Origin of the sequence: Pseudomonas sp. 2VD (assembly GCF_005503585.1) — a bacterium.
Lineage (GTDB): Bacteria > Pseudomonadota > Gammaproteobacteria > Pseudomonadales > Pseudomonadaceae > Pseudomonas > Pseudomonas aeruginosa.
This window is the reverse complement of sequence record NZ_SCND01000194.1, coordinates 1-11,304: the sequence shown is the minus strand read 5'-3', so window position 1 is coordinate 11,304 and position 11,304 is coordinate 1. Positions and strand designations below refer to the sequence as shown.

Sequence of the window (11,304 nt, the reverse complement as noted above, 5' to 3'; positions counted from 1 at the left end):
GCCACCGACTGGTCGATCTCGCCGGCCAGGCGCTGGATGCTACCCACCTGCGACTCGACCAGGCTGCGCCCGCTGAGGGTTTCCTGGTTCACGCTGTTCGCGCTGCTCACCGCCATCGCCGCGCTGCGTGCCACTTCCTGGGCGGTAGCGGCCATCTGGTTCATCGCCGTGGCCACCTGCTCGATCTGGCTGCGTTGCCCGGCTACCGCCTGGTTGCTTTCGGCCGACACCGACTCGACGCGCAGGGTCTGCCGCTCGACCTCGCCGACGGTCTGGCTGACCCGCTCGATCAGGTCGTGGATCTTCGCCACCGATTCGTTGAACGATTGTCCCAGCTCGCCCAGTTCGTCACGGCTGCGGGCCTGGAAGCTGACCGTCATGTCGCCGCCGGCGACGCGCTCCATCATTCGCCCGAGATCCTTCAGGGTGGCGCGGGTGGAAACGTAGAAACCGCCGTAGAGGTATAGGATCGCGGCGAAAACCACGGCCAGCGCGGCGACTAGCAACAGCATCTGCGTGCGCACCTGTTGCAGGCGCTTTTGCAACTGGGTATCGAGATAGCCGAGAACGGCGTCGTCGAGCTGGTAGGTCTTGTCCATCGCCGCGCTGACCTGATCGTAGAACTGCGTCCACGGGGTATCCAGCGTCTCGGCCACGATCACCCGGTCCTCGAACAACTGCCCCAGGCTCTTCAGGGTCTCGCGACTGGCCTGGGCGGCCTCCTCGAGCGCCGGTGGGCTGCCGGCCAGGGACTCCTGCAGCTTCAGGCCGTACTCGCCATGCAGTTTCTCGAACTCCAGCAGCAGTTCGTCGAGCCGCGCGCTGGAGGACGAATTGAGGAAACCCTGGCCCAGGGAGTAGGCGCCGATGGCGCGCCCCTTGCTGATGGCCGCCGTCACCTCCGGCGTTATCGAGCCGACCAGCTCGCTGAGCTGGCGCACCTGGCGCTGGCTGTCCTGGCTGAGCCCGGCCTGGGCGATGAGCAACTTGATGAATACCTGTGCGCTACCGAGCAGCTTCTCCGCCCGTGCGCCCTTGCCCTGCAGGGACCCTTCGGCCTCCACGGCCTGCAAGCCGTTGAGCAACCGGTCGCGCTGGGCCTCGAATTCGGCTACCGCCGCACCATCCTCGCTGAGCGGCGCCAGCGCCTCGAGCCGCCCGCGCAGCCCCTTCTGGACGTCCGCGATGCGCGCTTCCAGATCGCCGGCCTTGCCGGACTGGCCGATGACCGCATTGATCTGCAACAGATCGTTGAGGGACTCCAGGCCACGCCGGATCTGAAGTCCGCTACCCAGCAGCGTCAAGCTCTGCAGTTCGATCCGGGTGTCGCTGAACTGGCGATAGGCATCGCGCACCAGATAGAAGCTGGTGATCAGCAGCGGCAGGAAGAACAGCACGCTGATCAGGCCGAACTTCATGCCGAAGCTGAGCCGGTTCATCAGCGCGATAGCGGGATAGAGTACGGTCTTCACCCAGACGTCTCCTGATTGTTCTTATCGTTCTGAGAGATGCCGCCGCGTGGCGACATTGACGCACGGAGTCCGCTCGGTAATGGCCTTTCGAAATCATGCGGACACGTTCACCTGTGTACCCGATATCGGCCTGGTGTTCTGTAACTTAAGGTTAACGGGGAATCGCAAGCGGATTCCCCGTCGCTACGCTCAGAGGAACAGCGCGCAGAAGGCGAACACGGCGTACCAGAGCACGGCCGCACGCACCAGCAATTGCCAGAGCGCATCCAGGCTGGCGACGCCGGCGGCACCCAGTTCGACCGCTTCGACATCGCTGGCGACCCGTCCGGCCTTGCCCAGCAGCGCGGCCGCCGAGATGTCCCAGGCCAGCAGCCAGTGCAGCAGCACGCGGATAACCGCGAGGAAGTTGCCGACCAGGGCGAAGCTCAGCACCAGCGCACGCACCGGCAACCAGTCGAGGATATGCCGGACGCGCGCCGCCTGTTCGCGCAACGCCGGCTGGCGGGCGTGCTCCAGCGCCAGTGCCAGCAGGCGATAGGCCAGGGCCGCCACCGGGCCGAGCAAGGCATACCAGAAGATCACTGCGAAGAAGCTCTGGTAGCCCTGCCAGAGCAGATGGCCGTGCACCCGGCCGATCAGTTCGCTCTCGCTGCCGCCCAGGATCCCCAGATCGCGTTCGGCGACATGGAAGGCAGCCTGGGCCTCCTCGCGCCGCCAGGCGTCGCGGAACGGCCCGAGGTCGGCCATGACGTCGCCGCGGCCGAGACTGTAGACCACCACCAGAAGATGCAGCGGAAGACTCAGCCAGCCATAGGCCAGCGGCTGCAGCAATGTCAGCAGCAGGGCCAGCGGCAGCAACGGCAGGACTACCGCGAGCAGCAGCCCCAGCCAGGAGCGGCGGGACACCGAGGGCAGGTCCTCGACCAGGCTCAGCCAGGCGAGCCAGGCGCCATCGCGCTGGATACGCCGGCGCCAGCCGGAGAACTTCTCCAGCGCAAGGGCCAGCAGCAACACCAGGAACGTCATGTTTCCTCCTTGGAATAGGTCAATCCGGCGCGGTAGCGCGACCAGTCGAAAGCCTCGCCGGGATCGGTCTTGCGCTCCGGGGCGATATCGCAGTGGCCCTGGATGCGTTCCGGGGTGATCGCCGGGAAGGCCGCGCGCAACAGCCGCGTCAGCCCGGCCAGGGCAGTGTACTGCGCGTCCGTGTACGGTTCCGTGTCGGTCCCCTCCAGTTCGATGCCAAGGGAGAAGTCGTTGCACGCCTCGCGACCGTCGAAGCAGGAAACCCCGGCATGCCAGGCGCGGTCGTGACAGGAGACGAACTGGGTGATGGCGCCGTCGCGTTCGATGAGGAAATGCGCGGAAACCGTCAGGTGGCGGATCTCCTCGAAATAGGGATGTTCGTTCGGGTCCAGGCGATTCTGGAAGAACGCCTGGACCTTGCCGGTGCCGAACTGTCCCGGCGGCAGGCTGATATTGTGGATGACCAGCAGCGACACCGCGTCCCCTTGCGGACGCAGGTTGAAATTCGGTGAAGGGCAGTGGCGGACGCCACGGACCCAGCCGGTAACGGAATCGAAATGCATACGGGCTCCTGAACGAGCCCCCACTCTAATCCAGCGGCGCCGGAATGACGATCAGGCGGGCTCTGGATCGGCCGCTTCGACATGCGTCGAGGAAAGGTATTACCCGCAAGAACGAAAAGACCCGGCATCCGCCGGGTCCTCGAGAAGCGGCTAGGCGCCCTTGAGGCGCCGCAGGTTGCCGATCACCGACTCCAGGGCCCGGTCGAACAGCAAGGCATCGTCCAGCAGGCGTACCGCCTGCCGGCGAAACTCCACCGCCAGGCCCATGCGGGTCTTTTCCAGGACCTTCATCCCGGTGCGATTGACGAAGATGTAGCGACCGGTGGGCCGGATCACTGCCGCCAGCTTGCAGCGCAGCTTGTGCTCGGCGTCCTCCTGGATCTCCACCCAACTGCCGACACGCAGCGCATCGACCCGCAGCAGTGCCTCGTCGTTGTCCGGCAGGCGCACTTCGCTCTCGACAGGCGCCGGGGCGGCGTCCGGCGAGGTCAGGACGATTTCCTCGACCACCCGCAGCATGACCGGCGCTCGGGGCTTTTCCGCGGCCGTGCCCGGGGTCGCTTCGTCGAGCAGGGGGCTGTCCGCGACCGCCGCCTCGCCGCGCTTGTCGCGCTGCAGGCCCTGGACATGCAGGGTTTCCAGCTGGCTGAAGAATTCTCCGGTGGAAAACGGATCGAAGGCTGCGCTGGCCAATCCCTCGCGCAGCGCCTTGAGCAGGCCTGGCACGCGCTCCAGCAACTGTTGGCGGGACAGCGGATCATCATGCGGGCCGACGCTCCAGATCAGCTCGTCCATGGTATCCAGGGCCTCCCGCCACTCGGCCGAAGCCTTGCCATGCTTGAGGCAGATCAGCAGCATCACCTTGCTCCAGGCATCCCGCAGCAGACGCACCACCACCTCCGGCAGGACCTTGCCGAGCAGTCGCTGGTTCAGCACCTGCTCCACGTCCTGACGAGCCAGTTCGGCCTTGGCGCGGCCTTCCTCGGCGTCGCGGGTGCGCTGCTCGAGGAGCTCGCTGCGGCGGCGCTCGTCGCCGGTGAAGGCAATGAAGTCCTCCAGCAACTCGGCAAAGATCGCCGGGTCGTCGACGAAGTCGTTCAACAGCCGCATCACGACCTGTTCGATCTTCTGGTACAGGCTGTCGCGCCGGGCATCATTGTGTTCGGCCCAGCCCAGCGACGCGGATGCGATCTCGTTGAGCAGGCGACGTGCCGGATGGCTACCGCGGCTGAAGAAGGTCTTGTCGAGCAGGGCCACCTTGAGCATCGGGATCTGCATCCGACCGATCAGGGCCTTCAGCGAATCAGGCAGGGTGCGGTCGTCGAGAATGAACTCGAACAGCATCGACACCAGGTTGATGACGTCATCGTCCACCTGGCCGACCACCCGAGAACGGCCGCTCTTGTGGCTGACCCGCTGGAGCAGTTGGTCGACCCCGTCGCGGACGTCGAACTCCGCGGCGCCAGGGCCCGGCAAGTGCTGTTGCAGGTGAGAAAGCAGGCGCATCAGGTCGTTGCTGGAAATCGGCGCGGCATTCTCAGGCGTTTCGCGACGGTAGAAGGAAGGATTGTCGCGGACCTGCGCCAGCAGTTCCTGCAGCGCGCCGAAGACTTCCTGCTGGCCGCCGTCGAGTAGCGCAGCCTGTGCCTGCAGGGTCCCGGCATCGCGTACCGCTTCGGGACGGACAGCGGGCTGACGCCGCGGCAGTGCGGATTTGAGTTCCGGCAGCACGCCCGCAGCGACCAGGATCTGGTTGGCCTCGGCGTACAACTGGTCGCAATGGGCCAGGACGTACTTCTCGAACAGCTTGAGAATGATCAGCTTGACCTTGATCTCGACGCCGAGCCCCTGGCAGGCATCGAGGAAAGCCGCGGTCAGCGGACGCGGAGCGAGGGGATTGCTCTTCTCGTCGACCTTCCGGCCGACCAGGGTGTTCAGGCGGGTGCTCAGGTGGGCCAGCGCGGTGGCATCGCGGCTCATCACCCGCGCCACCATCGCGTCCACCGCGACGGACTCCTCCAGTTCCTCGTTCTGTACCAGGCTGAGGCTGTCGAAGGACACGGTATCCAGGGTCGGCACGGATTTGCCGGACTGTACCTGGTTGAGCGCCGAGAACTCCTCGAAGACCTTCTGCAGGTAGACCCGCTCGATACTCTTGCGCTTGAGGCGCAGGTCGCGCATGGCTTCGAAGAAAGCGTTCTGTTCGAGGTTGCTGGTGGCTCGGTCGGCCATTTCGAAGAGGGTGTCGTCGGCGTTGTCGAACAACGCCTGCAACGCCTGTTTCAGCTGCAGCGCCGCCTTGTCGCGCACCTGCACGAGGATGACCGGCAGGCGCCCCGCTCCGGCGTTCGGCGACGGCTCGGAAGCGACCCTGGTCAGGTGCACCACATTGGCATCGTTCTGCATCGGGACTCTCCTGCCACCCTCGCGGCCGCGCATGGAATGGCAAAAATCGGGCACAGAGGATCGATTGGCGTCGTCCGTAACGTCAATTTCCAGGCGTCAAAAACAAGTATCTACATTCATTATAGAGATACTTTCAAATCTAGATAGAGGGTTTTCCTATAGACATGACTCTCTTCACACAAGCGAAGGCCGATGAATGGCGGCCGTCCCGACCGGCGCCCAGGCAGGCACAGACGCCGTCCGCCGCGCTCCGTATAATCGCCCGATCTCGTACAGGAGCCCGCCATGCCTAACCTCACCCTTGCCGACCTCCAAGGCGAAATCCAGGCCAACGTTCGTACCGCCCTGGCGGAAGACGTCGGCGGCGGCGACCTTACCGCTCAGTTGATCGATCCACAGCGCGAGGCCGAGGCCCGGGTGATTACCCGCGAGCACGCGACGATCGCGGGCCGCGCCTGGGTCGACGAGGTCTTCCGCCAGGTCGATCCGCGAGTGCTGGTGACCTGGCAGGTGGAGGACGGCCAGCGAGTCGAGCCGAACCAGACGCTGTTCCAGCTAAAAGGCCCGGCCCGCGCCCTGCTCACCGGCGAGCGCAGCGCGCTGAACTTCCTCCAGCTGCTTTCCGGTACCGCCACCCGCAGCCAGCACTACGCCGACCTGGTCGCCGGCACCACGGTGAAGCTGCTCGACACCCGCAAGACCCTGCCCGGCCTGCGCCTCGCGCAGAAGTACGCGGTCACCTGCGGCGGTTGCCACAACCACCGCATCGGCCTCTACGATGCCTTCCTGATCAAGGAAAACCACATCGCCGCCTGCGGCGGTATCGACCGGGCAATCGCCGAGGCCCGGCGCATCGCGCCCGGCAAGCCGGTGGAAGTGGAAGTGGAGAACCTCGATGAACTGCGCCAGGCGCTGGAGGCCGGCGCCGATATCGTCATGCTCGACGAACTCAGCCTGGACGACATGCGCACCGCCGTCGCCCTCACCGCCGGCCGTGCCAAGCTGGAAGCTTCCGGCGGAATCAACGAGGGCACCCTGCGCAACATCGCCGAGACCGGCGTCGACTACATCTCCATCGGCACCCTGACCAAGGATGTCAGGGCCGTCGACCTGTCCATGCGCCTCACCCTCTGAACGAATCGCAGGCAATAAAAAGCCCCGCCGAAGCGGGGCTTTTTTATGCGACTGGTGCCGGATAGAGGAATCGAACCCCCGACCTTCTCATTACGAATGAGCTGCTCTACCGACTGAGCTAATCCGGCGGCGCGGAGGAGCCTACCATTAGAGGAACCCAATCACAACGGAAGATGGCTAAATAAGCCACCTTCGATCAGCTTAGTTATCACAACCTTTCGGAGTGAACATCGGATCCTGGGTAGATTTACAAGCCCAGACCCCATCCGCAGTACGATTCAGAGTGATAACTTTAGTAGCATTCTTGGGACTAGAAGTACCAGTCTGGAAGGTAAAGGTAATATCACCCGCACCAGTATCAGCAATCTTTACATCAATCAAGCCCAGCTTGTTGGCATTCGCAGCAACCCCAACATATGTTTCGGTGGCAGTAGATGGATCAGTACCAATTTTAATATTGGTACCAGCAATTCCACGCGACAGAGACTCTTCAACAGTGGTCTTCAGCGGATTGATCGTCGCCAGCGCCGAAGCACCTTCCGAACGCGCCACATAGTTCTGGTACTGGGGAATGGCAATCGCCGCCAGGATACCGATGATCGCAACCACGATCATCAGTTCGATCAAAGTAAAGCCTTTTTGAGCTTTCATGAATCTCTCCGTTGATTATGTATAGGCCTAACGCCTGTACCTCAACAAGCACTTACCATGCCAGATATCAAACCACGCCACGACCAAGGAAATTGGGCTCCTTTCTCGATGAGAGCCAAACTTAAAACGGACAGGATGTGACATTTTTTGACAGCTGGATTTCCTCGATTTGGCAGCCCCTGTCATCTGCGTTATAAGGCACCTCAATAGTCCTTCTGCGATTCCTTCCCCATGAACGACAGCATCCAACTGAGCGGCCTGTCCCGACAGCTCGTCCAAGCCAATCTACTCGACGAAAAGACCGCCCTGCAGGCCCAGGCGCAGGCGCAGCGCAACAAGCTGTCGCTGGTGACGCACCTGGTGCAGAACAAGCTGGTAAGCGGCCTGGCCCTGGCCGAATTATCCGCCGAGCAGTTCGGTATCGCCTACTGCGACCTGAATAGCCTGGACAAGGAAAGCTTTCCGCGGGACGCCATCAGCGAAAAGCTGGTCCGCCAGCACCGGGTCATCCCTTTGTGGCGCCGCGGCAACAAGCTCTTTGTAGGCATCTCCGATCCCGCCAACCACCAGGCCATCAATGATGTCCAGTTCAGCACCGGCCTGACGACCGAAGCGATTCTGGTCGAAGACGACAAGCTTGGCCTGGCCATCGACAAGCTGTTCGAAAGCGCTACCGACGGTCTCGCAGGCCTCGACGATGTCGACCTCGAGGGACTGGATATCGGTAGCGCGGACAAGTCCACCCAAGAGGATGCCAGCGCAGAAGCGGACGACGCACCTGTAGTACGTTTCGTCAACAAGATGCTGCTGGATGCCATCAAGGGCGGCTCTTCCGACCTGCACTTCGAGCCCTACGAGAAGATCTACCGAGTGCGCTTCCGTACCGACGGCATGCTCCACGAAGTGGCCAAGCCGCCGATCCAGTTGGCCAGTCGTATTTCCGCGCGACTCAAGGTGATGGCCGGCCTGGATATCTCCGAACGACGCAAGCCGCAGGACGGACGGATCAAGATGCGCGTGTCGAAGACCAAGTCCATCGACTTCCGCGTCAACACCCTGCCGACCCTGTGGGGCGAGAAGATCGTGATGCGGATCCTCGACTCCTCCAGCGCACAGATGGGCATCGACGCCCTCGGCTACGAGGAGGACCAGAAGGAACTCTACCTGGCCGCACTCAAGCAGCCGCAGGGCATGATCCTGGTCACCGGCCCCACCGGCTCGGGCAAGACGGTATCGCTATACACCGGCCTGAACATCCTGAATACCACCGACATCAACATTTCCACCGCCGAAGACCCGGTGGAGATCAACCTGGAAGGCATCAACCAGGTCAACGTCAATCCGCGCCAGGGCATGGACTTCTCCCAGGCGCTGCGCGCCTTCCTGCGCCAGGACCCGGATGTGATCATGGTCGGCGAGATCCGCGACCTGGAGACCGCCGAGATCGCCATCAAGGCGGCGCAGACCGGGCATATGGTGATGTCCACCCTGCACACCAACAGCGCCGCCGAGACCCTGACCCGGTTGCTGAACATGGGCGTGCCGGCGTTCAACCTGGCGACCTCGGTGAACCTGATCATCGCCCAGCGCCTTGCGCGAAAACTCTGTTCGCACTGCAAGAAAGAGCACGAGGTGCCAAGGGAAACCCTGCTTCACGAGGGCTTCCCGGAAGACAAGATCGGCACCTTCAAGCTTTATTCGCCGGTGGGCTGCGACCATTGCAAGAACGGTTACAAGGGACGTGTCGGTATTTATGAAGTAGTTAAAAACACCCCGGCCCTGCAGCGGATTATCATGGAGGAAGGCAACTCCATCGAGATCGCCGAGCAAGCCCGCAAAGAAGGCTTCAACGATCTGCGCACCTCAGGCCTGCTGAAAGCCATGCAGGGGATCACCAGCCTGGAGGAAGTCAACCGCGTGACCAAGGATTAATCCATGGCGGACAAAGCGTTAAAAACCAGCGTTTTCATCTGGGAGGGCACCGACAAGAAAGGCGCCAAGGTCAAGGGCGAACTGACCGGGCAGAATCCCATGCTGGTGAAGGCCCATCTGCGCAAGCAGGGCATCAATCCGCTCAAGGTACGCAAGAAAGGTATCTCCCTGCTGGGCGCAGGCAAGAAAGTCAAACCCATGGACATCGCCCTGTTCACCCGGCAGATGGCGACCATGATGGGTGCTGGCGTTCCCCTCCTGCAATCGTTCGACATCATCGGCGAAGGCTTCGACAATCCCAACATGCGCAAGCTGGTGGATGAGATCAAGCAGGAAGTGTCCTCGGGCAACAGCCTGGCCAACTCACTGAGAAAGAAACCGCAGTACTTCGACGAACTCTATTGCAACCTGGTCGATGCCGGCGAGCAATCGGGCGCCTTGGAAAACTTGCTGGATAGAGTCGCGACCTACAAGGAAAAAACGGAATCGTTAAAAGCAAAGATCAGGAAGGCGATGACTTATCCTATCGCCGTCATCATCGTTGCCTTAATCGTCTCCGCCATTCTTCTGATCAAGGTCGTCCCGCAGTTCCAATCCGTATTCCAAGGTTTTGGCGCAGAGCTGCCTGCCTTCACTCAAATGGTCGTAAATTTATCCGAGTTCCTACAGGAATGGTGGCTTGCCGTCATCGTTGGCGTGGGGGTGATTGGCTTTACCTTCAAGGAACTGCATAAACGCTCAAAAAAATTCCGCGACACACTCGACAGAACGATCCTCAAACTTCCCATTTTCGGAGGCATCGTCTACAAATCTGCGGTCGCTCGTTATGCACGGACCTTGTCCACGACCTTCGCCGCGGGTGTTCCCCTGGTCGATGCGCTCGACTCCGTCTCCGGAGCGACCGGCAATATCGTGTTCAAGAACGCGGTCAGCAAGATCAAGCAAGACGTTTCCACCGGCATGCAGCTCAACTTCTCCATGCGCACCACCAGCGTCTTTCCCAACATGGCGATCCAGATGACCGCCATCGGCGAGGAGTCCGGTTCGCTCGATGAGATGCTGAGCAAAGTCGCCAGCTACTACGAAGAGGAAGTCGACAACGCCGTGGACAACCTCACCACGCTCATGGAACCGATGATCATGGCCGTTCTCGGCGTACTGGTTGGCGGTCTGATCGTGGCCATGTACCTTCCGATCTTCCAACTCGGCAACGTCGTCGGATAACTGATGCCCCTCCTCGACTACCTGGCCAGCCATCCGCTGGCCTTTGTCTTGTGCGCCATCCTCCTCGGCCTGCTGGTCGGCAGCTTCCTCAACGTCGTCGTGCATCGCCTGCCGAAGATGATGGAGCGCAACTGGAAGGCCGAGGCCCGCGAAGCGCTCGGGCTGGAGCCAGAACCCAAGCAGGCGACCTACAACCTGGTGCTGCCGAGTTCGGCGTGCCCGCACTGCGGCCACGAGATCCGCCCCTGGGAAAACATCCCGCTGGTCAGCTACCTGGCGCTGGGCGGCAAGTGCTCGTCCTGCAAGGCCACCATCGGCAAACGCTACCCCCTGGTGGAACTGGCCACCGCGCTGCTTTCCGGCTACGTCGCCTGGCATTTCGGCTTCACCTGGCAGGCGGGCGCGATGCTCCTGCTGACCTGGGGTCTGCTGGCGATGAGCCTGATCGATGCCGATCACCAACTGCTGCCGGACGTGCTGGTGCTGCCGCTGCTCTGGCTGGGCCTGATCGCCAACCATTTCGGCCTCTTCGCCAGCCTCGACGATGCGCTGTTCGGCGCGGTGTTCGGCTACCTGAGCCTGTGGTCGGTGTTCTGGCTGTTCAAGCTGGTGACCGGCAAGGAGGGCATGGGCTACGGCGACTTCAAGCTGCTGGCCATGCTCGGTGCCTGGGGCGGCTGGCAGATCCTGCCGCTGACCATCCTGCTGTCGTCGCTGGTCGGGGCGATCCTCGGGGTGATCATGCTGCGCCTGCGCAACGCCGAAAGCGGCACGCCGATCCCCTTCGGTCCCTATCTGGCGATTGCCGGGTGGATTGCTTTGCTCTGGGGTGATCAAATAACCCGGACCTATCTGCAATTCGCCGGATTCAAATGACCCAACCCTGGATACTAGGC

9 protein-coding genes and 1 tRNA gene are annotated in these 11,304 nt (G+C 62.3%); 4 read left to right on the top strand and 6 right to left on the bottom strand.

What is annotated here, in order from left to right; translation table 11 throughout:
* From FFS27_RS20005 to FFS27_RS19990, 4 genes are all read right to left on the bottom strand, one after another.
* Positions 1-1,472, bottom strand: a 1,472-nt coding sequence (locus tag FFS27_RS20005) for a methyl-accepting chemotaxis protein (RefSeq protein WP_137952168.1), incomplete at its 3' end; no start/stop codon positions are given.
* Between the two features lie 189 nt (positions 1,473-1,661).
* A complete protein-coding gene (gene ampE / locus FFS27_RS20000) occupies positions 1,662-2,498 on the bottom strand; it encodes a regulatory signaling modulator protein AmpE (protein ID WP_003116244.1) in 837 nt (278 codons plus the stop codon).
* On the bottom strand, positions 2,495-3,061 hold the full coding sequence (gene ampD, locus FFS27_RS19995) for a 1,6-anhydro-N-acetylmuramyl-L-alanine amidase AmpD (RefSeq protein ID WP_003104911.1): 567 nt from the start codon (positions 3,059-3,061) through the stop codon (positions 2,495-2,497). Before ampD ends, ampE begins: the two co-directional genes overlap by 4 nt.
* 150 nt (positions 3,062-3,211) lie before the next feature.
* Positions 3,212-5,467, bottom strand: coding sequence for a DUF1631 domain-containing protein (locus tag FFS27_RS19990; protein WP_016264271.1), 2,256 nt, complete (start codon positions 5,465-5,467; stop codon positions 3,212-3,214).
* A gap of 285 nt (positions 5,468-5,752) precedes the next feature.
* On the opposite strand from FFS27_RS19990, the gene nadC reads away from it, so the two are divergent.
* Positions 5,753-6,601: a carboxylating nicotinate-nucleotide diphosphorylase gene (gene nadC / locus FFS27_RS19985; protein ID WP_021264134.1), complete on the top strand. Its 849-nt coding sequence runs from the start codon at positions 5,753-5,755 to the stop codon at positions 6,599-6,601.
* A gap of 52 nt (positions 6,602-6,653) precedes the next feature.
* Here the strand turns inward: nadC and FFS27_RS19980 are convergent.
* Positions 6,654-6,729 (bottom strand) — tRNA-Thr (locus FFS27_RS19980).
* A gap of 73 nt (positions 6,730-6,802) precedes the next feature.
* Positions 6,803-7,252 (bottom strand): pilin, encoded by a 450-nt coding sequence (locus FFS27_RS19975; RefSeq protein WP_021264133.1) that lies wholly within the window; start codon positions 7,250-7,252, stop codon positions 6,803-6,805.
* Positions 7,253-7,483: 231 nt separating this feature from the next.
* Here FFS27_RS19975 and pilB point away from each other — a divergent pair, with 231 nt between their 5' ends.
* The 3 genes from pilB to pilD are packed head-to-tail and all read left to right on the top strand — an operon-like array spanning position 7,484 to position 11,284.
* Positions 7,484-9,184: a type IV-A pilus assembly ATPase PilB gene (gene pilB / locus FFS27_RS19970; RefSeq protein WP_021264132.1), complete on the top strand. Its 1,701-nt coding sequence runs from the start codon at positions 7,484-7,486 to the stop codon at positions 9,182-9,184.
* Between the two features lie 3 nt (positions 9,185-9,187).
* Positions 9,188-10,408 (top strand): type 4a pilus biogenesis protein PilC, encoded by a 1,221-nt coding sequence (pilC, locus tag FFS27_RS19965; protein ID WP_023101565.1) that lies wholly within the window; start codon positions 9,188-9,190, stop codon positions 10,406-10,408.
* 3 nt (positions 10,409-10,411) lie between these two features.
* Positions 10,412-11,284 (top strand): type IV prepilin peptidase/methyltransferase PilD, encoded by an 873-nt coding sequence (gene pilD, locus FFS27_RS19960; protein WP_021264129.1) that lies wholly within the window; start codon positions 10,412-10,414, stop codon positions 11,282-11,284.
* Positions 11,285-11,304: the final 20 nt, after the last annotated feature.

What these genes read in the sequence shown, in the direction of transcription:
- ampD (WP_003104911.1), bottom strand. Translation starts at nt 3,061, where the DNA reads ATGCATTTCGATTCCGTTACCGGCTGGGTCCGTGGCGTCCGCCACTGC.
- FFS27_RS19990 (WP_016264271.1), bottom strand. Translation starts at nt 5,467, where the DNA reads ATGCAGAACGATGCCAATGTGGTGCACCTGACCAGGGTCGCTTCCGAG.
- nadC (WP_021264134.1), top strand. Translation starts at nt 5,753, where the DNA reads ATGCCTAACCTCACCCTTGCCGACCTCCAAGGCGAAATCCAGGCCAAC.
- FFS27_RS19975 (WP_021264133.1), bottom strand. Translation starts at nt 7,252, where the DNA reads ATGAAAGCTCAAAAAGGCTTTACTTTGATCGAACTGATGATCGTGGTT.
- pilD (WP_021264129.1), top strand. Translation starts at nt 10,412, where the DNA reads ATGCCCCTCCTCGACTACCTGGCCAGCCATCCGCTGGCCTTTGTCTTG.
- pilB (WP_021264132.1), top strand. Translation starts at nt 7,484, where the DNA reads ATGAACGACAGCATCCAACTGAGCGGCCTGTCCCGACAGCTCGTCCAA.
- pilC (WP_023101565.1), top strand. Translation starts at nt 9,188, where the DNA reads ATGGCGGACAAAGCGTTAAAAACCAGCGTTTTCATCTGGGAGGGCACC.
- ampE (WP_003116244.1), bottom strand. Translation starts at nt 2,498, where the DNA reads ATGACGTTCCTGGTGTTGCTGCTGGCCCTTGCGCTGGAGAAGTTCTCC.